Raw genomic sequence first — 26,488 nt, 5'->3', positions numbered from 1 at the left:
CGGTGCCCCGGGGAACCGGGAACCGGGGCGAGGCGGTCGCCGCCCGGCCCAGGGAGCTGGGGCCGCCTCCCAGGACGACGAGGCGGGTGCCCAGCCTCCCCGGCACCTCGCGGGCACCGGCCCGGCCCGGGCGGACCGCCGTACCGGCGCCATCCCCCGGGGCGAGGCGGTCGCCGCCCGGCCCAGGGAGCTGGGGCCGCCTCCCGGGACGACGAGGCGGGTGCCGGGGTCCGGTCGGGTCCTGTCGGACGGACGCCGGAGCGGACCTCCGACCGCACCCGTCCGGGGCACCGGCTCGGCGCCGGCGGACCGTCGGCGCGGTACCCGGCCCGGCCGGACCGCCGCGCCGACGCCATCCCCGGGGGGCCTCGCGAGTCCGCCGCTCACCGGTACAGGTGCGATCCGCAGTTCGGCCAGGGACTGGTGCCGTGACGCACGTACAGCTTCTTCGCGCGATACGTCTGCTCCTCGGCCGGAGCGTCCTGAGGCCGGCCCGAGCCGCCGAGACTGCGCCAGGTGCGCCGGTCGAACTGGTAGAGGCCGCCGTACGTGCCCGACGCGTCCAACGCGCGGGTCCGGCCGCCCGACTCGCACCTCGCGAGCCCGTGCCAGTTGAGGTGCTCCGCGCCGTTCACCGAGTCCGGGTGCGGCTTGGTGCCCACCCGCACCAGCTCGGCCTTCGGCTTGCGCACCACCTCGGCCCCGATCCGCCTCGGCTTCTGCGCGACGCCGTTGACGGTGCGCAGGACGTACGTCACCCGGCGCGTGCCCGGCCGCCCGGCGCTCGCCACGATCTCCGTGCCCTTGAAGAGGGTCGGATCGTGGGTGCGCCGCTCATCGAACGGGATCGGCTCCTCGCGGACCTCCCTGTGGCCTTTGACCCGGAGCACGATGACCGTCTCCCCGTCGCGCGGGAAGCTCCCCGGCGTCACGGAGGTCGTGTCCTGCCCGCGCAGGGTGATCCCGGCCTGTTCCACGGCCTCGCGGACGGTCGCGGCGTTCGTCCGGATCGTACGGGCCTCTCCGTCCGCCGTGACCGTCACCGAGCGTTCGGTGCGGACGTCCAGCGCGAGCCCCTGACGGCCGATCGCGCGGGAGCGCGAGGTCGACATATACGCGCCCTCCGGGCGCACCCCGAGCTGCTGGAGCGCGTCGTCCACGTTCTGCGCCGTCGTCCACACCCGGCGCCGGCGTCCGTCGACGGTGAGGAGCAGGAGGCGTCCGTGGTGCACCGCGACCTCGTCGCCGCTGGCGAGCGGCGTACCGGGCGCGGGAGCGACGACGTCGTGCTCGCCCACGCGGACACCCTGCTGGGCGAGCAGTTCGCCCACGTCGCCCGCGAAGGTGTGCAGCACCTGCGGCCTGCCGTCCACGGTGAGCTCGATGGCCTTGTCGTTGGCGACGAAGGCGGTGGTTCCACCGGCGAGGAAGGCGACGACCAGCGCCTGCGGAAGCAGACGGCGCATGGAGTCCGAACGCGCGCCGCCCTTTCTGCGCCGCGCGGCGTGCCGCGCCTGAGCGCGGCCCCCGGTGCGCACCGCGCCGTAGGGCTCCCGGCTCGGCATCGGTCCGGTTATGCCGTCGGCACGCCCCGCACGGGCCCGCGCCTCGTACGCGGGCCGGTAGGTGTCCGGGTACGCCCGCACACGCGGCCCGCGGTCCACGTACGCCTGGGCCGGTACCGGGGCGTCGTACGTCCCGTATGGCGAGTACTGCCGTTCGCTCACGACGACACGCTCCAGAGAGGGTCCGAAACGGGAGACCCAGAACCTAGCGCCTGCCCGTCACTCACCAAAGCAACGCCATTACACGGTGTGGCGACACGCCGCCACTCGAGACTCAGGCGCCCCAGAGAGCTCCTGCCGCCCCGCGATTGATGCCACTCAGTAACCGAAGGCGCGCGCCGTGTTGCGCCCCAGAGCCGTCGCCAGCACGTCCTCCTCCACGCCCTTCACGGCGGCCATCGCACGGACCGTGAGGGGGATGAGATACGGGGCGTTGGGGCGGCCGCGGTACGGCGCGGGCGTCAGGAAGGGCGCGTCCGTCTCCACCAGGACGAGGTCGAGCGGCGCCACGGCGAGCGCGTCGCGCAACGGCTGCGCGTTCTTGAAGGTCACGTTGCCGGCGAACGACATGAAGTACCCGGCACGCGCGCAGACCTCGGCCATCGCAGCGTCACCCGAATAGCAATGGAAAACCGTCCGCTCGGGCGCGCCCTCCTCCTCGAGGACGCGCAGCACATCGGCGTGGGCGTCGCGGTCGTGGATGACCAGCGCCTTGCCGTGCCGCTTGGCGATCTCGATGTGCGCACGGAACGACCGCTCCTGGGCGGCCCTGCCCTCGGGCCCGGTGCGGAAGTAGTCGAGCCCCGTCTCGCCGACGCCCCTGACGTGCGGAAGGGCGGCGAGGCGGTCGATCTCGGCGAGCGCGTCCTCCAGGGCCGTGTCGCCGCCCGGCTCGCGCGCCCCCTGCCGGGACCAGCCGTCGGGATCGCCGAGGACGATACGCGGGGCCTCGTTCGGGTGGAGTGCCACGGCCGCATGCACGTTGTCGTACGCCGCGGCCGTCTCGGCGGCCCAGCGCGAGCCCTTCACGTCACAGCCGACCTGCACGACCGTGGTCACGCCGACGGACGCTGCCTTGGCGAGGCCCTCCTCCACCGTGCCGGACTGCATGTCGAGATGGGTGTGCGAGTCGGCGACGGCCACGCCGAGGGGCTCGGGCAGCGGCGGCGGCGCGTTCTTGTCGGACGCTTGGGAAGGCATGCCCCGATCCTACGAAAGGGGCAAGCCGTCCCTCGTACGGAGGATCGGTCACCCGGCCTTGCGGTGGAGGAACGGGGAGAGCAGGTCCGAGAGGTGCCAGTGGTGTCCTTCGGGTTTCGCCGGCTGCGCGGACGGCTCGTCGAGGCTCGTGTCGGTGGTCTGCCGCGCCGGGGCGTGGTGCCGGTGCAGGGAGTTCTGCACGGAGGACACCTGGCCGGGGCGCATGATGCGCACCACATGGCCGCCGCAGTTCACGCAGGAGGGCCGGCTCAGCGGCGACGGCACGACACGTCCGCCCGCCACGTACATCACGAACTCGTTGCCGTCTCCGTCGAGGTGGTGCTCGATCTCGTACGACTGCTCCCAGCCGTGCCCGCATCGCATGCAGGCGAACGAGTAGGACTCGTGTACGACGGCGGTCGCCGCGCCTCGATCGGACTGCCCGGTGACGGGACCGGCCGACGCGTTCTGACCGGTCCGCCCTGCGATCTCACTCATGCCAGCTCCTCTTGTCCGTCGGACAAGCGCCCCGGTGGGGCGGGCACCTGAATCCCGCGCGGTCCCACGGTGGGCGGGGACGAGAACGTCCCTCGACCCAGTGGACGCCTTCGCCGACGCGAAGGCACCGGGGCCTGTCGAGTGTTGGAGGCGATTTGGACTCTGCTTGCCAAAGTCACCCGATCGCACCGTTAGGGCTTTGCCTTGCACAACAGCGCTTTGCCCACCCATGGGGCGGCCGCTCATGGGAGATGCGCCCTGCTCAGAGGCCGGATGAGCCGGTCGGAGACCCCGGTGCGGACCGCGCGCCCCGCGCCGCCGGAGCGGCTGACCGGCGGGAGCGAGCGGGGTGCGCGCACCGGCCAGGCGGGCGCTCAGCCCTGTCCGACGGCGTTCTTCGCGGCCACCACCGCGTCGAACACCTCTCGCTTCGGCAAGCCCGCATCCGCGGCCACCGCGGCGATGGCCTCCTTGCGGCGCTCCCCCGCCTCCTCGCGCACCCGTACCCGGCGCACCAGCTCGGCCGCGTCCAGCTCCTCGGGGCCCTTCTCGCCCGCGCCCTCCACGACGACGGTGATCTCACCCCGCACGCCCTCGGCGGCCCACTCCGCCAGTTCGCCCAGCGGACCGCGTCTGACCTCCTCGTAGGTCTTGGTCAGCTCACGGCAGACGGCCGCCCGGCGGCCGGACCCGAACGCCTCGGCCATGGCGGCGAGGGTGGCGTGCAGCCGGTGCGGGGCCTCGAAGTAGACGAGGGTGCGCCGCTCCCCGGCGGCCTCCTGCAGCCGCGACAGCCGTTCACCCGCCTTGCGCGGCAGGAACCCCTCGAAGCAGAAACGGTCGACGGGCAGCCCGGACAGCGCGAGCGCGGTGAGCACAGCCGAGGGACCCGGCACGGCGGTGACCCGGACGTCCTTCTCGACGGCGGCGGCGACCAGCCGGTAGCCGGGGTCGGACACGGACGGCATCCCCGCGTCTGTGACCAAGAGCACACGTGCCCCGCCCGTCAGCGCCTCGACCAGCTCAGGAGTGCGGGCGGACTCGTTGCCCTCGAAGTAGGACACGACACGCCCGGCCGGCTGCACGCCCAGCGCCTGGGTGAGCCGGCGGAGCCGCCGCGTGTCCTCGGCGGCGATCACATCGGCCGTGGCCAGCTCCTGCGCGAGCCGGGGCGGCGCGTCCTCGATGTCCCCGATGGGAGTACCGGCGAGGACCAGGGTTCCGGGCGCAACTGTCACCTCTCCATCCTCCCAGGCGCGGGCCCTACCCGATCGAGTAGGGCCCAAGCGCGGGACTCACACAGATGGGTTCCCTACGATGGCGCGGTGACCAGTACCGCGTCCTCCACGGACACCCGGCAGGGCCAGGCCACCGAAGAGCAGCAGCCGTCGTGGCAGCAGCGACTGCGCCGTTTCGGATACACCGAGCGGCCGAGAAACGATGTCCGCGACCGGCTGGTGCCGCCGTACAGCGAGCCCAGCCCGCGCATCTGGGCGGCGATCGGCATGGGCAAGGAGGCCGCCGATCGCATCACTCGCTGGTCTGCCTGGGGCGGCCCGCTGCTCGTGACCCTCATGGCGGGGCTGATGCGGTTCTGGAACCTGGGCAGCCCGAGGGCGGTGATATTCGACGAGACGTACTACGCCAAGGACGCCTGGGCGCTCATTCACAACGGGTACGAGGCGAACTGGGCCAAGGACGCCAACGACCTGATCCTCAAGAACCACGGCCATGTGGCGATCCCGACGGACGCCGCCTATGTGGTGCATCCGCCGATCGGCAAGTACGTCATCGGGCTCGGCGAGCTGATCTTCGGCTTCGACCCGGTCGGCTGGCGCTTCATGACCGCCCTGCTCGGCACCCTGGCGGTCCTGCTGCTGTGCCGCATCGGCCGGCGACTGTTCCGCTCGACGTTCCTGGGCTGCCTCGCCGGTGCGCTGATGGCGGTGGACGGTCTGCAGTTCGTGATGAGCCGCACCTCGCTGCTGGACGGCGTCCTGGAGTTCTTCGTGCTGGCGGCCTTCGGCTGTCTGCTCATCGACCGGGACAAGACGCGCGAGAAACTGGCGGCAGCGCTACCGGTGGACGCGGACGGCCGGGTGCGCCCCGACCCGTACGCCGCCGAGACGACGCGCTTCGGCTGGCGCCCCTGGCGGTGGATGGCGGGCCTGATGCTCGGCCTCGCCATCGGCACCAAGTGGAACGGCCTCTACATCCTGGCGGCCTTCTGCGTGATGGCCCTGCTGTGGGACGTGGGCGCGCGCCGGGTCGCGGGCGCCGGCCGCCCCTTCGCGACCGTCCTCAAGCGCGACACGGGCATCACGTTCCTGGCCACGGTCCCGGTCGCGGTGGCCGTGTACCTGATCTCCTGGATCGGCTGGATCCTGTCCCCCGCCGACGGCTCCGGCGGCTACTTCCGCAACTGGGCGGCCACCGACGGCAAGGGCGGCAACTGGACCTTCCTGCCTGACTGGGTGCGCAGCCTGTGGCACTACGAGCACGAGGTGTACCAGTTCCACGTCGGTCTGTCGTCCCCGCACACCTATCAGTCCAACCCGTGGAGCTGGCTCGTCGTGGGCCGCCCGGTCTCGTACTTCTACGAGTCCCCGTCCCCCGGCCAGGCCGGCTGCCCGCCGGACGCGGGCGACAAGTGCGCCCGCGAGGTCCTGGCGCTCGGCACCCCGCTGCTGTGGTGGGCGGCCTGCTTCGCGATCCTGTACATCCTGTGGCGCTGGGCGTTCCGCCGCGACTGGCGGGCAGGCGCGATCGCCTGCGGCATCGCGGCCGGCTATCTGCCCTGGTTCATGTACCAGGAGCGCACGATCTTCTACTTCTACGCGGTCGTCTTCGTCCCGTTCCTGTGTCTGGCGGTCGCCATGATGATCGGCGCCATCATCGGCCCACCCGACCGCGACGAACGCCGCCGGATCCTGGGCGCGGTGGGCGCGGGCGTACTGGTCCTGCTGATCGCCTGGAACTTCATCTACTTCTGGCCCCTGTACACGGGCACGGCGATCCCGATCGACAGCTGGCGGTCGCGGATGTGGCTGGATACGTGGGTCTAGCTGGGAACACATCTCACGAGGGCGCGGCGGCCGGCCGCGCCCTCGCGGTCGTTGTGGGTCATTGACGGTTGCTGCCGGCCGCCCTCGGACGGCCCAGAGACGGCCCGGGATGTCAGGGTGGCTGACCGGATCACATCGGCACGCGACGGCAACTCCATCGGGAAGTCGACCATGTGGCACGGCTGTGGGCCGATGCTCAGGCCGCGGGCGCCGCGCCTCGGACGGGGTCGTCGGCGAAAATCTCGGGAACCGGCAATCGATCACGCTCGCATGTAGCGCGCCCCAGGCCCAGGGCGTCATGGAGACAAGGTGCGACAATCCGCTCGTATCGTGAAAAGAGATGGAGCGGCGCTCGGCAAGGCAGGAAGATCATGACGGAACCGGAGGTCGACTACGCGGCAGTGTTCCGAGCCCTCCCCGGGGCCGTGGCGTTGGTTACCCCGCAGCTGACCTGCGCGGACGCCAACCCGGAATTCCTGCGCGTCGACCTGCCCGGCGACCGCATCGCCGTCGCCGTCGGTGACGTTGTCGGCCACGGCCTGCCTGCGGTCGGCGTCATGGGACAACTGCGCAGCGCCCTCAGCGCCGCCTCCCCCGTCGCCGAAGACCCCGCCCACGCCCTGGAAGTCGTCGAACTGTACGCCCGCACCATCGACGGCGCTGAGAACACCACAGTGACCACGACATTCATCGACTGGGGCACCCACACCATCACCTACAGCAGCGCCGGCCACCCCCCACCGGCCCTCCTACGGAGGGACGGAACCGTCGAGTTCCTGGACCAGGCCACCGACCCCCCACTGGGCGCCCGCCCTGAACACGCCCCCGAGTCCGGGCTGCCGCGGCCTTCCACGAGGGCGCCGTCCTCGTGCTCTACACCGACGGCCTCATCGAACGCCGCCACGAAGACATCGACACCGGCCTCGCCCGGCTCGCCGACTCCCTGACCCGCCACCGGGCAGCCGACCCCGAGACCCTCGCCGACGCCGTGCTCAGCGACCTTCTTCCACCCGGTGACGCCACCGATGACACCGCGCTGGTCATCGTGCGCCTATGAACCCAGCCCGCCCATTCCGTTGGTCCCGGTGACGGCCATGCGTCGTCCAGCGGCCCAGGACACGGCACGCGGGTTCGTCCCGATACGGAAATCCCGGTTCGAACTATCCAGGGATGCGGGCACGCAGGGCCTGGATGGACCAGTCGAGTACTGGGGACAGGTTCTCGGGGCCCGGCCAGCCGTTGATCACTGCGAGCAGCTCCAAGTACCGCTGCCTGCGGGGGTCGTTCGCGGTCTCCAGCAGGGCAAGCAGCCGGCGGCGAAGTGCGACGTCGTCGGGACGGCCGACGACGTGCGCGTAGTGAACCGTCAGCGCCGCGACGGTCGGATCGGCCTGGGGCGAGGCTGGTTCGATGCCGGCAATGAAGGCTGGACGGACCTGGTTGCGGACCGCTGCGACGGGGTCGCGGTGCAGGACCGCGGTGTCGCCTTCGGCGCGCTCGGCCGCATGGTTCTCAGCCGTCCGCCGCACGCTGGCACGGAAGTCCGGGTCCTGGGACAGTTCGGCCAACTCCACCCATGCCTGGACCTGCTCGGACTCGGGGTTGTCGGGCAGCTCGGGGGTCATCGAGCGCCTGACCCCAGCGAAGTGGGGGTCAGCGCCGAGACCGCCGAAGACGGCGTCGAGGAAGTCGTCGATCAGACGTCGGCGTTCGTCCTCGGAGAGCTTGGCCAGTCTGTGCATGAGATCCGTCTCCTCAGGGGTGGCCCCGCGCTTGGCTACCGCCGTCAGCACCGCGCGTCGCAGGCGCAGGGTGCTGATCTGCACCGCCAGGGCTTCGGCGTGCGCTGCCGCGACCTCGGTGAGGGAGAGCTCCTGGTCCACGACCTTCCGGATCGTGGGAAGGTCCAGTCCCAGGTCACGCAACGTGCGCACGAAGTCCAGGCGTGCGACAGCTTCGATGTCGTAGAGGCGGTAGCCGGCCAGGCTGCGATCAGTCGGCGCCACGATTCCGCGATCGGAATAGAACCGAATGGTCTTGACGGTCAACCCGGTCCGCCGAGCCAGGTCACCGATCGAGTAGAGCGTGTCGCCGTCCATGCCCCCACCCTTGCGCCTCCCCCTACGGGAGACTCAAGCCTCCTTCGCCTGCCGGCCAGCAGCAAACCATCTCTCATCCACAGGCCTTGACAGGAGCATGCGACTCCGCGACCTGCAGCAGGATCACCCGTGACCTGCGAGGACTGTCCGCGAGAGTTCGAGGTTGTGCGTCTCGGTGCGGGGCCGTTGTAGCGCAGTCAGACACACAGTCCCGTGCCGCCTTCTGGGCGCGTCTGGAGAGCCTCATCCATGCATGGGGGATGCGGTAGTGGTTCATGTGCCCGGCGGCGAGCACAGTGCGCAAGACGGGGCCGGTCGACGCACGGTGTTCACAGATGTGACCAAATACCCAGGTCCAAGTCACATCCCTGATCACGCTTCGGACAACAATCATGCATGGTGGTCACACCTTCCCCTCCCGCCGCTTACAGTGCGAGACCTACGGGGAGGGGGCGACGCGCCATGCGCAAGGGGGTCAAGACCGCCATAGTCGGCGGGGTTTTCGCGGTCATGGTGGGAGGCGCCGGGTACGGCGCATACAACGTTCTGCACGCGCTGCACACGAGTACCGCGAGCAACGCCGGCGGCCCGGCACCGGTGAAGACCGGGCCGCCGTCCGCGAGCGAGGTCAAGGAGGCGAGTGCCAAGTTCCTCGCCGCCTGGGCGAAGGGCGACGCGGCCACGGCGGCCTCGCTCACGAACAACGCCGCGGCCGCGGAGGTTCTGCTGACCGCGTACGGCACCAGCGCCCACATCACCAAGGCGCACATCACGGCGGGCACGCCCAGCGGGGACTCGGTGCCCTTCTCGGTGAAGGCGACGGTGTCCTTCGCCGGGAAGTCCAAACCGCTCGGCTACAAGAGCGAGTTGACGGTCGTGCGTGGGAAGACCACCGGGCGGGCGCTGGTCGACTGGCAGCCGTCCGTGGTCCATCCCGACCTGGAGCAGGGCGACACGCTCGTCACCGGTGAGGCCAAGGTTCCGCCGATCGAGGCGGTGGACCGCAACGGCGTGGTGCTGAGCGGGGCCAAGTACCCCTCGCTCGGCCCCGTTCTGGACGCGCTGCGCGAGAAGTACGGCGACAAGGCCGGTGGCAAGCCAGGCATCGAACTGTCCGTGGAGCGCGCCGACCCGAACACACCCGGCAAGACCCTGCTGACCCTGGCCAAGGGCACCCCGGGCAAGCTGAACACCACGATCAGCGCCACCGCCCAGGCGGCGGCCGAACATGCGGTGCGACAGTACGCGGAGTCCTCGGTGGTGGCGGTGAAGCCGAGCACCGGCGAGGTGCTCGCGGTCGCCAACCACCGGCAGGACGGGTTCAACGCCGCCTTCGAAGGGCGGCTCGCGCCGGGTTCCACGATGAAGGTCATCAGCGCGGCGACGCTCATCGACAACGGCATCACCAGCATGAACGGTCCGGCGCCCTGTCCCGACTCGGCCGTCTGGCAGAGCCAGACCTTCCACAACCTCAAGGGCCTCCTCCCCAACGAGCGGGCCACGCTCGCCAACAGCTTCATGCGGTCGTGCAACACGGCGTTCGTGAAGTACGCGGACGCCGTGAAGGTCGACTCGCTCACCCGCGAGGCCGAGGACCGCTTCGGGCTCGGGCGCAACAACTGGAAGACCGGCATCGTCTCCTTCGACGGGTCGGTGCCCGCCTCCGGCGGCCCGGACACCGCGGCCAATCTGATCGGCCAGGGCCAGGTCCAGATGAGCCCGCTGAACATGGCGTCGGTCACAGCGACCGCCACCACCGGCGCGTTCCGGCAGCCCTACCTGGTCTCGCCGAAGCTCGACGGCCGCCAACTGGCCCAGGCCAGAGGCCTGTCCGCGAACACCGTCGCCCAGTTGAGGGCCATGATGCGGCTGACGGCGACCCAGGGCACGGCCGCACACGTCATGGCGGGACTCGGTGGCGACATAGGGGCGAAGACCGGGTCCGCGGAGGTCGACGGCCAGACGAAGTCCAACAGCTGGTTCACCGGCTACCGGGGCGACGTCGCGGCGGCGGCCATGACCCAGGAGGGCGGCCACGGCGGCGACGCGGCCGGTCCTATCGTCGCAGCTGTGCTACGAACCGGCGGCTGAAGTCACCCCTGTAACCCCGGGACTCTAGTGTGGTGCTCTCGTTGAGGAGCGTGAGGGCAACGGGGGACCTGGGGACTGCGGAGGATCGGGAGCTGTGGGCAAGAGAAGGCGCGTCGCCGAGCGCAAGAAGAATCAGCCGCTGGTGATCGGAGGACTGATCGCCCTCGTCGGCGTGGTCGGGGCCGTCGGCGCCTACAGCCTGCTCAGCGGTGGCGCGGCGGCCGACGACGGCAAGGCGTTCAAGGGCATCCTCAGGCCCGCGAAGACCGGCCCACCGTCCGCGTCCGAGGTCCGTACGACGGCCGCGGCGTTCCTCACCGCCTGGCAGAAGGGCGACGTGGCGAAGGCGGCGGCCGCCACGGACGACTCGTCCGCCGCGACCCAGACCCTGACGGGCTACAGCAAGGACGCGCACATCACAGGCGTGACCCTGACCCGTGGCACGCCCTCCGGCGCCTCCGTCCCCTTCTCCGTCAAGGCGACGGTGTCCTACCAGGGCAAGAGCAAGCCGCTGGCGTACGCGTCGAAGCTGACGGTCGTACGCCGGGCCAAGGACGGCGCGCCGCTCGTGCGGTGGCAGCCGTCCGTGGTACACCCCGACCTCACCGAGGGGGACCGCCTGGTCACCGGCGAGGCCGGGACGCCCCCCATCAAGGCCCTGGACCGGGACGGTGGCGAGCTGACGACGGCCAAGTACCCCTCCCTCGGCACGGTCCTGGACGGCCTGCGGGAGAAGTACGGGAAGAAGGCCGGCGGCAAGGCGGGCATCGAGCTGCGGATCGTACGCAAGGCGGCGGCCAAGGGCACCCAGAAGACACCCGACAAGACGCTGGTGACGCTGAGCGAGGGCACGCCGGGCACGGTGAAGACGACGCTGAGCCCCGCGCTCCAGGCGAAGGCGGAGCAGGAGGTGACGACGAAGGACAAGGCGTCCGTGGTCGTCATGCGCCCGTCGACGGGCGAGATCCTGGCGGTGGCGAACTCCAACCACGGTTTCAACGTGGCGTTCCAGGGCTCTCTCGCGCCGGGCTCGACGATGAAGATCGTGACGTCGACGCTGCTGTTCGAGAAGAACCTGGCGCAGGTGGACAAGCCGCACCCCTGCCCCAAGTACGTGACGTACGGCGGCTGGAAGTTCCAGAACGACGACAAGTTCGAGATCAAGAACGGCACGTTCAAGGCGAGCTTCGCGCGGTCCTGCAACACGGCCTTCATCAGTCAGGCGGAGAAACTGCACGACGCCGACCTCACCCAGGTCGCACAGCAGATCTACGGTCTGAGCATGAACAACTGGGCCATCGGCGTACCGTCCTTCGACGGCACGGTCCCGGTGCAGAGCGCGGCCCAGATGGCGGCGTCCCTGATCGGCCAGGGCGGCGTCCGCATGAACCCGCTGAACATGGCCTCGGTGGTCTCGACGGCCAAGACCGGCGTCTTCCACCAGCCGTACCTGGTCTCGCCCGCGGTGGACAACCGCACGCTGGCGAAGGCGACCCGCACGATGTCGGCGTCGACCCAGGCCCAGCTGAAGGAAGTCCTGCAGTACACGGCGGCGGCAGGCACGGCCGCCCAGGCGATGGCGGGCCTCGGCCCGGACTACGGCGCCAAGACCGGCTCGGCCGAGGTCGACGGCCAGAAGCAGCCCAACGGCTGGTTCACGGCCTGGAAGGGCGACCTGGCCGCGGCGGGCGTGGTCCAGGCGGGCGGCCACGGCGGCGACTCGGCGGGACCGATCGTGGCGGCGTTGCTGCGCGCGGGAAGCTGAGCGGGACCGACACGTACCGGGCGGGCCCGTCCACACGGGCCCGCCCGGTGCATGCTCACGACGGGGGGGGCGACCGTCCCCGGCGTGAGTCCTGCTAGGCCTGGGGCACCGGCCGTACCACCGGCGCTCCCGCCGTATAAGTACGCCGCAGGAACCGCAGCAGCGCCTTCGACTCCAGCTGCACCACCTCGACGCCCTGCTTGGAGTGGAATTCCATCACTGCCTGGACCCGGCCGCAGGGCCAGATTCTGACGTCACCCGTGCTCGCGGGGGCGCGCAGACCTTCTTCCAGGAGGTCCCGGGAGAACGCCCACTCGTGCGGGCCGGGCAGGCCGATGCGGACGGAGCGCGGATCGGCGTCGGGGTCATAGCGCAGAACGATGGGGACGGCGTCCGGAGCGTCCGGGGAGTCCGTGACCACATGGGCTCGAGCGTACTGTTCCACTACTGTCATCGGATTGCTCCTCACGCTGCGTCACCCACGCAACAGGTGAATCCGCCACTCCTCTAATGTCGCATATTTGGATAAAAGGGGCTTTCGATGCGAGCTCGCCGTATCGACGTTCGCCTGGCTCTTGCAAAGGGTTCGCAATAAGCCGCTATCCTCTTACGGTGCATGTACCCGACGGATTCATCAACGCACCCGCGTCCGCCGTGACCGGTGTCATAGCCGCGGGCGCCCTGGCCGTCAGCCTCCGGGGTGCCCGGCGCGAACTCGACGAACGCACCGCGCCGCTCGCCGGCCTGGTGGCCGCGTTCATCTTCGCCGTCCAGATGCTGAACTTCCCGGTCGCAGCCGGCACCAGCGGACATCTGCTGGGCGGGGCGCTGGCCGCCATCCTTGTAGGCCCCTACACCGGGGTGCTGTGTGTGTCCGTCGTCCTGCTCATGCAGGGCATCCTGTTCGCCGACGGTGGCCTGACCGCCCTTGGCGTCAACATCACCGACATGGCGATCGTGACGACCGTGGTCGCCTACGCGGTCTTCCGTGGGCTGGTCCGGGTCCTCCCGCGCACGCGCCGCTCGGTCACCGTGGCCTCCTTCGTCGCCGCGCTGGTCTCCGTACCGGCCGCCGCCGTCGTCTTCACCGCGATCTACGCGGTCGGCGGCACCACCGACGTCCCCATCGGCAGGGTCGCCACCGCGATGATCGGCGTCCACGTCCTCATCGGCATCGGCGAGGCCATCATCACCGCCCTCACCGTGGGAGCCGTCATCGCCGTACGCCCGGACCTCGTCCACGGCGCCCGGGGTCTGCAGCAGCGTCTGAAACTGCGCGTCGGCGGCGAACTGGTCGACGCGCCCGCCGCCGAGCCCGTGCCCGTCGCGGCCCGTTCCCACCGGGGGATGTGGATCACCGGTCTCGTCACCTCCCTCGTCCTCGCCGGATTCGTCAGCTTCTACGCCTCCGCCAACCCGGACGGCCTGGAGAAGGTCGCCACGGACCAGGGGGTCAGCCAGAAGGCGAAGCCGCACGCGGCCGCCGACTCCCCGCTGGCCGGCTACGGCGTCAAGGACATCGGCGATGCCCGCCTCTCCGGCGGTCTCGCAGGCGTGATCGGCGTCGGGGTCACCGTCGTCGCGGGCAGCGCGGTCTTCTGGGCCGTCCGCCGACGCCGCGCCGACGACACCACCTCGGTGGCCTGACATGGGTGCGGGCCACGCACACCGGCTGTACCGGCACGGGCACTCGCCCGTGCACGCACTGCCCCCGCACACCAAGCTCGCCGCCGTCTTCGCCTTCGTTGTCGTCGTGGTGTCCACGCCGCGCGAGGCGATGTGGGCGTTCGCGCTGTACGCCGTTCTCCTCGCCGGGGTCGCACACACGGCCCGCGTGCCGGCTGGTTTCCTGCTCCGACGTCTGCTGATCGAGGTCCCCTTCGTCGCGTTCGCGGTGCTCATGCCGTTCGTGGCGGAGGGCGAGCGGATCGACGTCCTCGGTCTCTCGCTCAGTGTCAACGGGCTGTGGGGCGCCTGGAACGTGCTGGCCAAGGGCACGCTCGGCGTCGCCGCCTCCGTCCTGCTCGCCGCCACCACCGAACTGCGCGAACTGCTCCTCGGGCTGCAGCGCCTCAAGCTCCCGCCCCTCCTGGTGCAGATCGCCACGTTCATGATCCGCTACGGGGACGTGATCACCGACGAGATGCGGCGGATGCGGATCGCCCGGGAGTCCCGCGGCTTCGAGGCCCGGGGCCTGCGCCACTGGGGCGTGCTCGCCAAATCCGCGGGCGCGCTCTTCATCCGCACCTACGAGCGCGGCGAGCGGGTCCATCTGGCCATGGTGAGCCGGGGCTACACCGGTTCGATGCCGGTCATCGACGAGGTGACGGCGTCCCGCGCTCAGTGGTCCTACGCGCTCGCCCTGCCCTCCGCCGCACTCATCGTCTGCCTGCTGGGATGGACCCTGTGACACCTTCGCTGGAAGTGACCGGACTGGCCTTCGCCTATCCCGACGGCCACCAGGCCCTGTTCGGCGTCGACTTCACCGTCGCGCGCGGCGAACGGGTCGCGCTCCTCGGGCCGAACGGTGCCGGGAAGACCACCCTCGTGCTCCATCTCAACGGCATCCTGACCGGTGGCACGGGCACGGTGAAGGTCGCCGGACTGCCCGTCGGCAAGCGGCACATGGCCGAGATCCGGCGCAGGGTGGGCATCGTCTTCCAGGACCCGGACGACCAGCTCTTCATGCCCACCGTGCGCGAGGACGTGGCCTTCGGGCCCGCGACGGCCGGCCTGAAGGGCGCCGAGCTGGAGGACCGTGTGGACCGCGCCCTCGAACAGGTGGGGATGGCCGCCTTCAAGGACCGTCCGCCACACCACCTCTCCTTCGGCCAGCGCCGCCGGGTGGCGGTGGCCACCGTCCTGGCCATGGAGCCGGAGATCCTCGTCCTCGACGAACCGTCCTCGAACCTCGACCCCGCCTCGCGGCGCGAACTCGCCGACATCCTGCGGTCCCTGGACGTCACGGTCCTGATGGTCACGCACGACCTGCCGTATGCGCTGGAGTTGTGCCCGCGCTCGCTGATCCTCAGCGAAGGCGTGATCGCGGCGGACGGGAAGACGGGCGAACTCCTCGCCGACGACGTGCTCATGCGCGCCCACCGTCTGGAGCTCCCCTTCGGCTTCGATCCCCGTTCGGTGCCTGCCGACACGGCCCGTCCATGACAATGGGCGTGTGACGAACGAAGAGGACGCCGCGTCGCTGCTGCTGGACGACCAGCTGTGCTTCGCGCTGTACGCGGCCCAGCGCGCCGTCACCGCGGCGTACCGTCCACTCCTCGACGAACTCGGCATCACCTACCCGCAGTACCTCGTCCTGCTGGTGCTCTGGGAACGCGGCGAGACCACTGTCAAGGAACTGGCCGCGGCCCTGCGGCTCGACTACGGCACCGTCTCGCCGCTGCTCAAACGGCTCGAGTCGGCCGGCCTGGTGCGCCGGGAGCGGTCGGCGCACGACGAGCGCTCGGTGCTCGTCGCGCCCACCCGGCGGGGTGAACAACTGCGGGAGGGCGCAGGGCACGTCCCGCACACCCTGCTGTCGGCGACCGGACTGGGCACAGGCGAGGCGGCCCGGTTGCGCGAGGAGCTGTGGCGGCTGGCGAAGAAGGCGGAGGCCGCCGCGGACCGCGCCCGCTGACCGCCGGAAGATTCACCCCCTGGACTACCCCGTCTACCTACCGACCGGTACCTTGTGCGCGATGTACTTGCACACACTTGTGTTGCCTGTCGTTGTGTCCGTCCCGGGGGAGATCCTGCCGTGAGCGAAGGTGCCGCTGTCGACACCCGTCCGATGAAGATCATGTACGTGGCCGAGGCCACCGCGCACGGCGGCCGGGAGGGGCACGTCACCAGCCAGGACGGCCATATCGGACTGCGGGTCGCGATGCCGTCGGAGATGGGCGGCGATGGCAACGGCACCAATCCGGAGCAGCTCTTCGCCGCCGGGTACAGCTCCTGCTTCCACAACGCGCTCATCCTGGTCGGCAACCGCGCCGGCTACGACCTGACCGGCTCCACGGTCGCCGCCAAGGTCGGCATCGGCCCCAACAAGCATCGCGGCTACGGCCTCGCGGTCGCCCTGAGTGTCTCGCTGCCGGTTCTCGACCAGGAGGTGGCGGCCGAGCTGGTGGACGCGGCCCACGCGGTCTGCCCGTACTCGAACGCCACACGCGGCAATATCGACGTCACGATCGTTCTGGGCTGAGGAATCCAAGGCGGGGAACCCGTGTTCTACTCACTGTCGCAGGTCGAGTGAAGGGAACACGGGCGTGGACGTGCACGGCGTGGTGGCCGAGGGCTTCGAGCCGGTCCGGGAAGCGTTCGCGGGCAACTTCGAGACGCTCGGTGAGCGCGGGGCGGCGGTCGCCGTGTACCGGGACGGGCGCAAGGTCGTGGACCTGTGGGCCGGAACGCGGGACGTCGACGGGACGGACCCCTGGGAGCGGAACACCGCTCAGATCGTCCGGTCGGCGACCAAGGGCGTGGCCGCGGCCGTTCTCCTGATGCTGAGCGAGCGCGGGGAGCTGGACCTGGACGCCCCGGTCGGCCACTACTGGCCCGAGTTCAAGGCACAGGGCAAGGAGCACACCCTGGTGCGGCATGTACTGGCGCACCGGGCCGGCGTACCCGTCCTGGACCGTCCGCTCACCCCCGTCGAGGCCGCCGACCCTGACCTGGCCGCCACCGCGCTGGCCGCGCAGGCACCCGCCTGGGAGCCCGGCACGGACCACGGCTACCACGCACAGACGTACAGCTGGCTGACGGGCGAGCTGGTGCGCCGGGTGACGGGCCGGTCGATCGGCGAGTGGATCGCGACGGAGATCGCCGGGCCCCTGGGCCTCGACCTGTGGGTGGGTCTGCCCGAGGCCGAGGCGCACCGCGTGGGCCGGGTCGGCCTCGTCGAGGAGACCGTGCGGGACGGCGCGCTGCGCACCCGCCCCAAGCGCGCGGTCGCCGACGCGTACGCGGACCCCGGCAGCCTCACCCGCCGCGCCTTCGCCGCGATCACCCCGCTGCCCGACGAGAACGACCCGGCCTACCGCGCCGCGGTCCTCCCGGCGTCGAACGGCATCGCGACGGCCGACGGCCTCGCCCGCTTCTACGCGGCGCTGACCGGCGAGGTGGACGGCATACGCCTGTTCGCGCCCCGGACTCTGGAACACGCCCGTACGGAGGCGTCCGCCGGCCCCGACCGCGTGCTGGTGGTCACCACCCGCTTCGGCCTCGGCTACATGCTCCACGGCAGCGCGTCCCCGCTTCTCGCCTCCGGCTCCTTCGGCCACCCCGGCCGCGGCGGCGCCCTCGGCTTCGCCGATCCCGAGTCGGGAATCGCCTTCGGCTATGTCACCAACGGCTTCCGCAAGAGCGTGACGGCGGACCCGCGGGCGCAGGCCCTGGTGCGTGCGGTGCGGTCGTCTCTGCCGTAGCCACCGCCGCACGGAGTGATGCCCGTACGCGTGCGGCGTACGGGCATCACCGGGACGCAGTCAGTGCGTCAGCGGGCGGGACGTCCTGCCCGACGACTCGTCGATCTCTTCGTGCGCCTTCGTGAGCAACTGCATGGCGAGGTCGTTGAGCGCGCGGGCCCCCGCGATCTCCTCCCCTACACGGGGCTGATTCGAATCGGTGTGGTGACGGCTGGCATACCCGCGGGACCGTACCTCGTTCCCGTCCGGGAGCCGCACCAGCGCCGCTGCCCGCGTACGCTGCTCGTCCTCCTCGAATTCGAGTTCCACATGCCAACCGACCGCGGTGTGCATCATGACGATCACCTCCGGAACCGCTGATTCCAGAGTGCTCCTCCTCGGTGCCCCGCGCACGGTGCGGACACGGCTCACCCCGCCTGGTCGCTGTCCTTGAACTCTCCCCACCCGTGCCACCTGTCGATGGTGATCCAGGCGCTGACCCGGCCGCGCACCCGGTCCGGATACGGCTTGCCGGTGTAGTGCTCGGAGATGCGGTCGATGTCGACCTGGCCCTCGTCCTCGTGGATGTCGGTGACGCGGCCGATGAGGGTGATGTGCGTGTACCACTGGTCCTTGTCCAGGACGGTGAGGCTCACCCGCGGGTCGCGGCGCAGATGCTGGAGGCGTACCCGGCCCTCGTCCATGTTGACCAGCACCCGGCCGTCCTCCCACAGGTACCAGGTGGGGGTGGACACGGGCGCGCCGTCGGCGCGCAGGGTGGAGATCACGCTGGGGTTGGCACGGCTCAGCATGGCTTGAGCCTCGGAGGACAGCGGTGGCTTGGACACGTAGGACTCCTCGGTCAGTGGGAGGGGGGCTCTTCGTCGAAGCTCGCGAAGTAGGCGGCGGCCATGTCCTCGTCGGCGTGACCCTGGGCGGCGGCCCGGCGGAATCGTTCGGCCGCGGCCGCGGCCACGTCGAGGCGGACGCCGCCCCGCTCACCGGCCTGCACGATCAGACGGGCGTCCTTCTCGGCGGTCGCCACCGCGAAACTGGCCGGAGTCAGCTTGCCGTTCAGGATGAGATCGGCCTTGGCGTGCAGGTAGCCCATGTCGAGCGGGCCGCCGCCGATGAGGTCGAAGAAGTTCTGCGGATCCACCCCCAGGCCCTTGGCCAGGGCGAGCACCTCGCCGACCGCGGCGGTGGCCGCGACGACCCAGCTGTTGGCCACCAGTTTCAGCCGGGTGGCGCTGCCCGCCGCACCGTCCTCGCCGGTCCAGAGCGTACGGGCGCCGACGGCGTCGAAGACGGGGGCCACCGCGTCCCTGCTCTCGGTGGGGCCACCGGCGAGGACGGTCAGCTGCCCGGCCTCCGCGGGCTGGCGGGTGCCGAGCACCGGGGCGTCGTAGAAGACGAGTCCGTGCTCCTGGGCGAAGGCGGCCAGATCGCCGACGTCCTCGATCCCCACGGTGGTCGACTGCACCCAGACGATCCCCGAACGCAGCCCGCCGACGGCCTCCCGCATGACCTCCTGCACGGCCCTGCCGTCGTACAGCATGGTCAGGACGACATCTGCGCCCTGTACGGCCTCGGTGGGGGTGTCGGCGACGAGCGCGCCGTCGGCGGCCAGCGGTTCGGCCTTGGCGCGGGTGCGGTTCCAGGCGCGGACGGTGTGTCCGGCGCGGACGAGGTTGCGGGCCATCGCCGCACCCATGATCCCGGTGCCCAGAACGCTCACGGTGAGCTTGTCCGTCATGACGTCAACTTCCTGATCCGTACGGTGAGTAGTGCGCTAACCATGCTCGCTCAGCCGCGCGCCTTCCCCGACGGGGGGCGGACCAGTCCGCTCGAACCGGACCCGCCGGCCGTCACGCACCGGGTCTCCGCCCGGCCGGTTGCGCGCCGGCCGGTCTGCGTCCAGACGGACCCTCCGCCGTTCGGGAGGCCGACGCCGTTGACGCCGTCGCGGCACGGCTTCCGCACCGAGGTGCTGCGTGGTCATGAAAGGGCGACCTCTCCTCTGGGCATCGTCGGCCGCCGCGCGATGCGCCGCCACTCGGCGTGGCACGTGCCGGACCCTCCGGCACACGCTCCGGGCCGGGTGAGGACCGGCCGGCCGAGGTGCGGCATCGGGCCGCTTCCGGCCACCGGCGGGCCGGACGCCGCGCTGCTCGGCCCACCGAGGCGCGTCTCGGCGAAGACCGCGCGGATCGCCGCGCCGACAGTGATCGGCACGGCGAGGCACCCGAGCCGCTCCGGGCCCCGGATGGCCCAACAGCCCCCGGCGCGGGGCCCACCCCGGCGGTAGAAACGGAACGGGGCGTCGTGTTTCCGGGTGGTCGGTGAGGAGCGGGTCGAGATGCAGATCGTGGTGGACCTCAGCCGCTGTCAGGGCTATGCGCAGTGCGTGTTCCTCGCGCCGGAGGTGTTCGAGCTGCACGGCGAAGAGGCGTTGCTGTACAACCCCGATGTCCCAGACGAACAACGCGAACGCGTGCACCAGGCCGCGGCGGCGTGTCCGGTCCAGGCCATCCTGGTCGGTGAGGAGGTGGGCGCCGGTGTCCGGTGACCTCCGGGAGGGCCGGATCGTCATCGTCGGCGCGTCACTGGCCGGGCTGCGGGCCGCCGAGGCGCTGCGCGAGAAGGGCTTCACCGGCTCCCTGACCGTCATCGGGGACGAGCCCCACCCGCCCTACGACCGTCCGCCGCTGTCCAAGCAGGTGCTGCTCGGCAAGGTGGCGGCGAACGCCACCGCGCTGCCCGTGCGCCGTGACCCGCACGCGGAGTGGCGGCTCGGGGTGCGCGCCACCGGACTGGATCTGATCGACAAGCAGGTACTGCTGGCCGACGGGAAGGCGGTGCCCTACGACCGGGTGCTGATCGCCACCGGGACGCGGGCGCGGCCCTGGCCCGACCCCCAGGAGGCCGCCCTGGACGGGGTGTTCACCCTGCGCACCAGCGAGGACGCGGGGCTGCTGGCCGAGCGGCTGGCTGCCGGGCCGCGCCGGGTGCTGGTGATCGGCGGAGGCTTCACCGGCTCGGAGATCGCATCGGCCTGCCGGGAGCGCGGTCTCGAGGTCACGGTCACCGAACGCGGCCCCGCGCCGCTGGTGGGCGCGCTCGGCGGGACGCTGGCGAAGCTCGCCGCCGCCATGCAGCGGAACCACGGCGTGGACCTGCGCTGCGGGGTCACCGTCACCGCGCTGCGCGGCAACGGCCGGTTCACCGGCGCCGACCTGTCGGACGGCAACCGCGTCGACGCGGACGTGTGCATCGTGGCCATGGGGGCGGTCCGCAACGTGGAATGGCTGGCGGAATCCGGGCTGGCCGCGGGCCCGCGCGGAATCGCCTGCGACGCCGGGTGCCGCGCCTTCAACATGTACGGGATCGTCACCGACGACGTCTTCGTGGCCGGCGACGTCTCCCGCTTCCCGCACCCGTTGTTCGACTACCAGATGCTGTCGCTGGAGCACTGGCGCAACGCGGTGGACCAGGCCGAGGTGGCCGCCCACAACATGGTCAATCCGGGACCGCTGCGGCGCCCGCACCTGTCGGTCCCGACGTTCTGGTCGAGCCAGTTCGGGCTCAACATCAAGTCGGTGGGCGTCCCCACCTTCTCGGACCAGGTGGTCATCGCCCAGGGGTCGCTGGAGGCGCGCCGCCTGGCGATGGTCTACGGCTACCGGGGCCGCATCACGGCGGCGGTCACCGTCAACATGGCCAAGTCGCTGGAGTTCTACCAGGACCAGATCGAGACCGCCGCCCCGTTCCCGCCCGCGCCCGGCGCGTCGGACCGTCCCCTGGCAGCCGAGGTCCCGGTCCCCTCCGACGTGCCGGATCCGAGCAGGCTCTCCCACGGCCCCACCGTCGCGCTCACCGGTCATCTGCCGGACCGCCGACTGGCCCTGATGCGGCCCACCGGATGATCCACCGCCCCGCCTGTCCACGAGGAGCCCCCCATGACCGCCGACACGCTGCTGGAGCGGATCACCGACTACTCCAACCGCCCCAACCCCTACCCGCTGTACGCGGAACTCCGCGAGGCCGGTCCGGTGGTGCGGCAGCAAGACGGCAGCTATCTGGTCGGCTCCTACCACGAAATCCTCGCCCTGCTCCACAACCCGCGGATCAGCGCGGACGTCCGCAGCCTCAGCGCCCCGTCCCCCGACCTGTCCGAAACGGCGCTGCAGCCGCCGTTCCTGCGACTCGACGACCCCGAACACCAGAGGCTGCGCTCCCTGGCCATGCGGCCGTTCGGCCCTCCGCACAGCCCCGGCCGGGTCGACGCCATGCGCGGAGAGATCACCCGCATCACCGGGGAACTGCTCGACTCTCTCCGGGACCGCGAGGAGATCGACGTCGTCGACGACTTCGCCTATCCCCTGCCCGTCACCGTCATCTGCCGGCTGCTCGGCGTGCCGCGCGAGGACGAGCCGATGTTCCGGGCATGGACCGACACGATCGTCGCGGCCGCCGACATCGGGCCCAAGGAAGACACCACCGAGCGGGACCGGACAGGCGACCAGGCCCGACGCGAGTTGGGCCAGTACCTGGTGAACCTCGCCGAACAACGCCGCGACCGGCCGGTCGGCGACCTGCTCTCCGCGTACATCAACGAACCTGACCCCGCGATGCGGCTCACCACCGAGGAGCTGGCGCAGACCACCGTTCTGCTGCTCATCGCCGGGCACGAGACCACGGTCAACCTGATCACCAACGGCGTCCTCACCCTGCTGCGCCACCGCGACCAGCTGGAGCGGCTGAACCGGGAACCCGGCCTGCTCCCGCGCGCGGTGGAGGAACTACTGCGCTACGAGCCCCCGGTCCATATGCGGGAGCGCTGTCCCCTGGCCGATGTGGACGTCGCGGGCATCACCGTTCCCAAGGGGACCTCCGTGGTGCTCGCGCTGGCATCGGGCAATCGGGACCCGAAGCGGTTCCACGACCCGGACCGGTTCGACCCCACCCGCCCGGACAACGAGCATCTCGGCTTCGGCAGCGGCATCCACCTCTGCTACGGCGCGCCGCTCGCCCGCATCGAAGCCCAGACCGCACTCGGATCGCTGATCCCCCGTCTGGCCCCCGCGACCCTGCTCCAGGACCCACCGCCCTACCGGAGCAACGCCATGCTGCGCGGACCCCGCCACCTGCCCATCGCGCTCTGAACCACGCACCGGCCCCCGGGTGACGGGCGGCGTCAGGCGGACTGCTCGCGCACGTCCACCACCGTGCCGCCCGCGTGGGCGATCAGAGCCTCGGGGTTCATCGGGAAGACCGCGTGCGGGTTGCCCGCGGCGGCCCACACCGTGTCGTGGTCGAGCAGTGACCGATCGGCGAGCACCCGCGTCTTCGTACGGTGCCCGAAGGGCGGCACCCCGCCGATCGCGTACCCGGTGGTCTCCCGCACGAGGTCCGCCCTGGCCCGGGTCACCTCGGCGGCGCCGAGCACCTCCCGGACGCGCTCCAGGTCGACCCGGGAGGACCCGTCCATGAGGACGAGCACCGGCGAGCCGTCCGCCGTGAAGATGAGCGACTTGCAGATCTGGCCGAGCTCGCACCCGATCGCGGCGGCGGCCTCGGCCGCGGTCCGGGTCGCGTCCGGGAAGCGCCGGATCCGGCCGTGGAGCTCACCGAGCCCCAGCTCTTCGAGGGCCTCGGCGAATCGGGGGTGGGCTGCGGAGTTCGCTGCGGCGGGCGTCGTCATGACCGGCAGGCTAGCGGCCGGTTATGTGTACAGCGAATGAATTCCGGTCGGCGCGCCCGGAGCGCGCAACGGACTGCCGCGCCACCTCCGGCGGTGGCGCGGCAGTCCGTATCCATCGGTCGGGGCCTCAGACCCGTACCAGTTCCCGGTCCGGGTCCGCGTCCGGGTCCCTGCGTTCGCCGCCCTGGCGCGAGCGCAGCCCCTCGCCCTCCACGTCCACGTTCGGCAGGATGCGGCCCAACCACTTCGGCAGCCACCAGGCCTTGCGGCCCAGCAGCGCCAGTACCGCCGGGACGAGCGCCATCCGCACCACGAACGCGTCGAAGAAGACGGCGATCGCGAGCCCGAAGCCGATCATCTTGATCATCGACTCACTGGAGCCGATGAAGCCGGAGAAGACGGCGATCATGATGATCGCGGCCGCGGTGACGACCCGCGCCCCGTGCCGGAAGCCCGTCACGATCGCCTGGCCGGGGTTCTCCCCGTGGACGTATGCCTCCCGCATACGGGTGACGAGGAAGACCTCGTAGTCCATCGCCAGTCCGAAGACCACGCCCACCATGAAGATCGGCATCATCGACATCACCGGGCCGGTCTCCTCGACGCCCATCAGGCCGGACAGCCAGCCCCACTGGAAGACCGCGACCACCGCGCCGAGCGCCGCCGTCACCGAGAGCAGGAAGCCGAGCGCCGCCTTCAGCGGCACCAGGATCGAGCGGAAGACCACGATCAGCAGGAGGAAGGCGAGGCCGACCACCAGCGCCAGATACGGGATCAGTGCGTCGTTCAGCTTCTGCGAGACGTCGATGTTCATCGCCGTCGTACCTGTGACCAGGACCTGCGCGTCGGTGTCCGCCTTGATGCCGGCGCCCGCGTCCCGGATGCCGTGCACCAGGTCCTCGGTCGTGGCCGAGGACGGCTTGGAACCGGGGATGACCGTGATCATCGCCGTGTCACCGGCCTTGTTGTACGTCGCGGGCGTCACCGTCACGACGTCCTTGAGGCCCTTGATGTCGTCGGTCACCGTGGCGACCGCCGCCTTCGGACTGTCGCTCTCCTTGGCGTCGACCACCACCATCAGCGGTCCGTTGAAGCCGGGTCCGAAACCCTCCGACAGCAGGTCGTAGGCCCGGCGCTGCGTCGTGGACGTGGGCTGCGAACCGTCGTCCGGCAGGCCCAGTTCCAGCTTGGTCGCCGGAACGGCCGCGGCGCCGAGTCCGATGACGCCGAGCAGCAGCACGGCGACGGGGCGGCGCACGACGAAGCTCGCCCAGCGCGTGCCCATGTTGGGGCGGCTCTTCCTGGCGGTGGCCCGGCCGCCGCCCAGCATCCGGCTCTTCTCGCCCGCCGGCTTGACCTTGCGGCCCGCGAAGCCGAGCAGCGCCGGGATCATCGTCAGCGCGATCAGCACGGCGATGGCGACCGTGCCGGCCGCTGCGACACCCATCTTGGTGAGCATCGGAATGTTCACGACGGCGAGGCCGACGAGGGCGATCACGACGGTCAGACCCGCGAAGACCACCGCCGAACCGGCCGTGCCGACCGCCCGGCCCGCCGCCTCCTCGCGCTCGCGGCCCTCGGCCAGTTCGCCCCGGTAGCGGGAGACGATGAACAGCGCGTAGTCGATGCCGACCGCGAGGCCGATCATCGTCGCCAGCGTCGAGGTGGTCGAGCCGAGGTCCAGCGCGCTCGCCAGCGCCGTGATCGTGGAGACTCCGATGCCGACCCCGATCAGGGCCGTGAGCAGGGGCAGTCCGGCCGCCACCAGCGAACCGAAGGTGATGACGAGGACGACCGCGGCGATCGCGATGCCGATGACCTCCGTGGCGCCCGTCTCCGGTACCGCGGACAGCGCGTCACCGCCGATCTCGACGGCCAGCCCGCCGTCCCGCGCGTGCTGCGCGCCCTCCTTCAGGGCGTCCTTGGAGGCGTCCTCCAGCTCCATGCCGGAGACCTTGTACTTCACCTGCGCGTAGGCGATCGTGCCGTCCTTGCTGACGGCGTGCGCGGTGAACGGGTCCGCGACGGAGACGACTTCGGAGCCGTCGCGCAGCTCCCTCACGGTCTTCTCGACGACCGCCTTGTTGCCCTTGGCGGTCACCTTCTCCCCGCCCGGTGCCTTGAAGACGACACGGGCGGTCGCGCCGTCGGCGCTCATGCCGGGGAAGCGCTGTTCCAGCAGGTCGAAGGCCTTCTGGGCCTCGGTGCCCGGGATGGAGAAGGACGAGGAGCCCGCCGCGGGAGCACTGGCGGCACCGACGCCCGCGAGCGTCAGCAGCGCCACCCAGATCAGGGCGACGAAATGCCGTCGCCGGAAGGCGAGTCGGCCGAGTTTGTAGAGGAACGTGGCCACGGGGGCGTACTCCGGTCAGGTCGTGGGGGTGTTCAGGGCAGGGGTGATCAGCCCGACGACGTGAGCGGTGACGTCAGATGGGGGCTAGCCGAGGGGACTGGTCAGGTGGTGGGGGCGCCGAGGGCGGGGAGGACCACGGCGTCGATGTACGACTTGAGGAAGGCCTGGGTCGGCGGCTGGTCGTCGATCAGGGCACGGGTGACGAAGCCGCCGATCAGCATGTGCACCAGGAAGTCCAGCGCCGGGCAGTCCGGACGGATCTCCCCGCGCTCGACGGCGCGTTGCAGCACGCGCTGGAACTCCGCCATCTCGGGTTCGATCAGCTGGTCCCGGAACGCCTGACGCAGGTCGTCGTTGTGGTGCATCGCCATGGCGACGCCCCGCATCAGCGCGGAGTTCTGCTCCATGACGCAGTCGTCCTCGCGTGACACCAGTGCGTGCAGATCGCCCCGGAGCGAGCCGGTGTCGATCGCGTCGATGGGGCCCGGCTTGCCGTGCCGGATGGCCTTGACCACCAGTTCGGCCTTACCGCCCCACTGGCGGTAGAGCGTCGCCTTGCTGGACCGGGTACGGGCAGCCACGGCGTCCATCGTCAGCGTGTCGTAGCCGACTTCCCGGAGCAGGTCGAGCACGGCCTCGTACAACTCGGCCTCGCGCTCGGGGGTGATCCGGCTGCGTCGCCCCGGTCCGGGCACGACCTCCGCCGGAGCGGCTGACGCCGCGCCCCTGGACGCTTCGGTCAC

At 71.0% G+C, this 26,488-nt stretch carries 24 protein-coding genes and 1 pseudogene; 13 read left to right on the top strand and 12 right to left on the bottom strand.

Annotation, left to right across the window (positions count from 1 at the left end; translation table 11 throughout):
* Positions 1–383: 383 nt before the first annotated feature.
* The 4 genes from ACWDA7_RS18725 to rsmI all read right to left on the bottom strand — a co-directional run bounded on the left by ACWDA7_RS18725 (position 384) and on the right by rsmI (position 4,501).
* Positions 384–1,727 (bottom strand): ubiquitin-like domain-containing protein, encoded by a 1,344-nt coding sequence (locus ACWDA7_RS18725; RefSeq protein ID WP_450605364.1) that lies wholly within the window; start codon positions 1,725–1,727, stop codon positions 384–386.
* A 156-nt stretch (positions 1,728–1,883) separates the two neighbouring features.
* The gene (locus ACWDA7_RS18720) at positions 1,884–2,765 is read right to left on the bottom strand and encodes a TatD family hydrolase (RefSeq protein WP_450605363.1); all 882 of its coding nucleotides are present in this window, start codon (positions 2,763–2,765) and stop codon (positions 1,884–1,886) included.
* 48 nt (positions 2,766–2,813) lie between these two features.
* Entirely contained in the window at positions 2,814–3,263 is a 450-nt protein-coding gene (locus ACWDA7_RS18715) for a hypothetical protein (protein ID WP_360997951.1), read from the bottom strand.
* Between the two features lie 374 nt (positions 3,264–3,637).
* Positions 3,638–4,501, bottom strand: coding sequence for a 16S rRNA (cytidine(1402)-2'-O)-methyltransferase (rsmI, locus tag ACWDA7_RS18710; protein ID WP_450605362.1), 864 nt, complete (start codon positions 4,499–4,501; stop codon positions 3,638–3,640).
* 87 nt (positions 4,502–4,588) lie between these two features.
* On the opposite strand from rsmI, the gene ACWDA7_RS18705 reads away from it, so the two are divergent.
* Both ACWDA7_RS18705 and ACWDA7_RS18700 read left to right on the top strand, forming a co-directional pair.
* A complete protein-coding gene (locus tag ACWDA7_RS18705; RefSeq protein ID WP_450605361.1) occupies positions 4,589–6,328 on the top strand; it encodes a dolichyl-phosphate-mannose--protein mannosyltransferase in 1,740 nt (579 codons plus the stop codon).
* Between the two features lie 482 nt (positions 6,329–6,810).
* Positions 6,811–7,385: pseudogene (locus ACWDA7_RS18700) on the top strand (PP2C family protein-serine/threonine phosphatase); the annotation flags it as partial.
* A gap of 103 nt (positions 7,386–7,488) precedes the next feature.
* On the opposite strand, the gene ACWDA7_RS18695 reads toward ACWDA7_RS18700, so the two are convergent.
* A complete protein-coding gene (locus ACWDA7_RS18695) occupies positions 7,489–8,427 on the bottom strand; it encodes a MerR family transcriptional regulator (protein ID WP_450605360.1) in 939 nt (312 codons plus the stop codon).
* A 462-nt stretch (positions 8,428–8,889) separates the two neighbouring features.
* On the opposite strand from ACWDA7_RS18695, the gene ACWDA7_RS18690 reads away from it, so the two are divergent.
* A complete protein-coding gene (locus ACWDA7_RS18690) occupies positions 8,890–10,518 on the top strand; it encodes a penicillin-binding transpeptidase domain-containing protein (RefSeq protein WP_450605359.1) in 1,629 nt (542 codons plus the stop codon).
* Between the two features lie 94 nt (positions 10,519–10,612).
* Positions 10,613–12,283 carry a penicillin-binding transpeptidase domain-containing protein gene (locus ACWDA7_RS18685; protein WP_450605358.1) on the top strand — a complete coding sequence of 557 codons (1,671 nt, stop codon included), beginning with the start codon at positions 10,613–10,615 and terminating at the stop codon, positions 12,281–12,283.
* A gap of 94 nt (positions 12,284–12,377) precedes the next feature.
* Here ACWDA7_RS18685 and ACWDA7_RS18680 read toward each other — a convergent pair whose 3' ends face one another.
* The gene (locus ACWDA7_RS18680; RefSeq protein ID WP_359404730.1) at positions 12,378–12,737 is read right to left on the bottom strand and encodes an SsgA family sporulation/cell division regulator; all 360 of its coding nucleotides are present in this window, start codon (positions 12,735–12,737) and stop codon (positions 12,378–12,380) included.
* A gap of 158 nt (positions 12,738–12,895) precedes the next feature.
* Here ACWDA7_RS18680 and ACWDA7_RS18675 point away from each other — a divergent pair, with 158 nt between their 5' ends.
* The 6 genes from ACWDA7_RS18675 (at position 12,896) to ACWDA7_RS18650 (ending at position 17,709) form a co-directional block, all read left to right on the top strand.
* Complete coding sequence (locus ACWDA7_RS18675; protein WP_450605357.1) at positions 12,896–13,930, top strand: energy-coupling factor ABC transporter permease; 1,035 nt, start codon at positions 12,896–12,898, stop codon at positions 13,928–13,930.
* A gap of 1 nt (position 13,931) precedes the next feature.
* A complete protein-coding gene (cbiQ, locus tag ACWDA7_RS18670; protein WP_359404724.1) occupies positions 13,932–14,693 on the top strand; it encodes a cobalt ECF transporter T component CbiQ in 762 nt (253 codons plus the stop codon).
* Positions 14,681–15,448 carry an energy-coupling factor ABC transporter ATP-binding protein gene (locus ACWDA7_RS18665; RefSeq protein WP_450605356.1) on the top strand — a complete coding sequence of 256 codons (768 nt, stop codon included), beginning with the start codon at positions 14,681–14,683 and terminating at the stop codon, positions 15,446–15,448. Before cbiQ ends, ACWDA7_RS18665 begins: the two co-directional genes overlap by 13 nt.
* 10 nt (positions 15,449–15,458) lie before the next feature.
* Positions 15,459–15,920 (top strand): MarR family winged helix-turn-helix transcriptional regulator, encoded by a 462-nt coding sequence (locus tag ACWDA7_RS18660; RefSeq protein WP_450605355.1) that lies wholly within the window; start codon positions 15,459–15,461, stop codon positions 15,918–15,920.
* Positions 15,921–16,040: 120 nt separating this feature from the next.
* On the top strand, positions 16,041–16,487 hold the full coding sequence (locus ACWDA7_RS18655) for an organic hydroperoxide resistance protein (RefSeq protein ID WP_450605354.1): 447 nt from the start codon (positions 16,041–16,043) through the stop codon (positions 16,485–16,487).
* Positions 16,488–16,551: 64 nt separating this feature from the next.
* Complete coding sequence (locus ACWDA7_RS18650; RefSeq protein ID WP_450605353.1) at positions 16,552–17,709, top strand: serine hydrolase domain-containing protein; 1,158 nt, start codon at positions 16,552–16,554, stop codon at positions 17,707–17,709.
* Positions 17,710–17,769: 60 nt separating this feature from the next.
* Here ACWDA7_RS18650 and ACWDA7_RS18645 read toward each other — a convergent pair whose 3' ends face one another.
* The 3 genes from ACWDA7_RS18645 to ACWDA7_RS18635 all read right to left on the bottom strand — a co-directional run bounded on the left by ACWDA7_RS18645 (position 17,770) and on the right by ACWDA7_RS18635 (position 19,444).
* Entirely contained in the window at positions 17,770–18,045 is a 276-nt protein-coding gene (locus ACWDA7_RS18645; RefSeq protein WP_432928642.1) for a DUF1876 domain-containing protein, read from the bottom strand.
* Positions 18,046–18,116: 71 nt separating this feature from the next.
* The gene (locus ACWDA7_RS18640; protein WP_450605352.1) at positions 18,117–18,536 is read right to left on the bottom strand and encodes a PPOX class F420-dependent oxidoreductase; all 420 of its coding nucleotides are present in this window, start codon (positions 18,534–18,536) and stop codon (positions 18,117–18,119) included.
* Positions 18,537–18,550: 14 nt separating this feature from the next.
* On the bottom strand, positions 18,551–19,444 hold the full coding sequence (locus ACWDA7_RS18635; RefSeq protein WP_450605351.1) for an NAD(P)-dependent oxidoreductase: 894 nt from the start codon (positions 19,442–19,444) through the stop codon (positions 18,551–18,553).
* A gap of 603 nt (positions 19,445–20,047) precedes the next feature.
* On the opposite strand from ACWDA7_RS18635, the gene ACWDA7_RS18630 reads away from it, so the two are divergent.
* From ACWDA7_RS18630 to ACWDA7_RS18620, 3 genes are read left to right on the top strand one after another with little or no spacing between them, the layout of a single operon-like run.
* Positions 20,048–20,257 (top strand): ferredoxin, encoded by a 210-nt coding sequence (locus ACWDA7_RS18630; RefSeq protein WP_359404705.1) that lies wholly within the window; start codon positions 20,048–20,050, stop codon positions 20,255–20,257.
* Positions 20,247–21,614, top strand: coding sequence for an NAD(P)/FAD-dependent oxidoreductase (locus ACWDA7_RS18625; protein ID WP_450605350.1), 1,368 nt, complete (start codon positions 20,247–20,249; stop codon positions 21,612–21,614). Before ACWDA7_RS18630 ends, ACWDA7_RS18625 begins: the two co-directional genes overlap by 11 nt.
* 33 nt (positions 21,615–21,647) lie before the next feature.
* A complete protein-coding gene (locus tag ACWDA7_RS18620; protein WP_450605349.1) occupies positions 21,648–22,853 on the top strand; it encodes a cytochrome P450 in 1,206 nt (401 codons plus the stop codon).
* A gap of 32 nt (positions 22,854–22,885) precedes the next feature.
* Here the strand turns inward: ACWDA7_RS18620 and ACWDA7_RS18615 are convergent, their stop codons facing one another.
* From ACWDA7_RS18615 to ACWDA7_RS18605, 3 genes are all read right to left on the bottom strand, one after another.
* Positions 22,886–23,392, bottom strand: coding sequence for a YbaK/EbsC family protein (locus ACWDA7_RS18615; RefSeq protein ID WP_450605348.1), 507 nt, complete (start codon positions 23,390–23,392; stop codon positions 22,886–22,888).
* Positions 23,393–23,519: 127 nt separating this feature from the next.
* Entirely contained in the window at positions 23,520–25,745 is a 2,226-nt protein-coding gene (locus ACWDA7_RS18610) for an MMPL family transporter (RefSeq protein ID WP_450605347.1), read from the bottom strand.
* Positions 25,746–25,846: 101 nt separating this feature from the next.
* Positions 25,847–26,440 carry a TetR/AcrR family transcriptional regulator gene (locus tag ACWDA7_RS18605; protein WP_450605389.1) on the bottom strand — a complete coding sequence of 198 codons (594 nt, stop codon included), beginning with the start codon at positions 26,438–26,440 and terminating at the stop codon, positions 25,847–25,849.
* Positions 26,441–26,488 lie beyond the last annotated feature (48 nt).

The sequence above is a fragment of the Streptomyces sp. NPDC001156 genome, from assembly GCF_053598275.1.
The sequence above is the reverse complement of the archived record's forward strand: the minus strand, read 5'-3'. Positions and strand labels throughout refer to the sequence as shown.

Bases quoted from the DNA above. Each gene is read 5' to 3' on its own strand.
- ACWDA7_RS18680 (WP_359404730.1), bottom strand. From the start codon at position 12,737: ATGACAGTAGTGGAACAGTACGCTCGAGCCCATGTGGTCACGGACTCC.
- ACWDA7_RS18615 (WP_450605348.1), bottom strand. From the start codon at position 23,392: ATGACGACGCCCGCCGCAGCGAACTCCGCAGCCCACCCCCGATTCGCC.
- ACWDA7_RS18635 (WP_450605351.1), bottom strand. From the start codon at position 19,444: ATGACGGACAAGCTCACCGTGAGCGTTCTGGGCACCGGGATCATGGGT.
- ACWDA7_RS18720 (WP_450605363.1), bottom strand. From the start codon at position 2,765: ATGCCTTCCCAAGCGTCCGACAAGAACGCGCCGCCGCCGCTGCCCGAG.
- ACWDA7_RS18665 (WP_450605356.1), top strand. From the start codon at position 14,681: ATGGACCCTGTGACACCTTCGCTGGAAGTGACCGGACTGGCCTTCGCC.
- cbiQ (WP_359404724.1), top strand. From the start codon at position 13,932: ATGGGTGCGGGCCACGCACACCGGCTGTACCGGCACGGGCACTCGCCC.
- ACWDA7_RS18620 (WP_450605349.1), top strand. From the start codon at position 21,648: ATGACCGCCGACACGCTGCTGGAGCGGATCACCGACTACTCCAACCGC.
- ACWDA7_RS18715 (WP_360997951.1), bottom strand. From the start codon at position 3,263: ATGAGTGAGATCGCAGGGCGGACCGGTCAGAACGCGTCGGCCGGTCCC.
- ACWDA7_RS18645 (WP_432928642.1), bottom strand. From the start codon at position 18,045: ATGATGCACACCGCGGTCGGTTGGCATGTGGAACTCGAATTCGAGGAG.
- ACWDA7_RS18630 (WP_359404705.1), top strand. From the start codon at position 20,048: ATGCAGATCGTGGTGGACCTCAGCCGCTGTCAGGGCTATGCGCAGTGC.
- ACWDA7_RS18690 (WP_450605359.1), top strand. From the start codon at position 8,890: ATGCGCAAGGGGGTCAAGACCGCCATAGTCGGCGGGGTTTTCGCGGTC.
- ACWDA7_RS18695 (WP_450605360.1), bottom strand. From the start codon at position 8,427: ATGGACGGCGACACGCTCTACTCGATCGGTGACCTGGCTCGGCGGACC.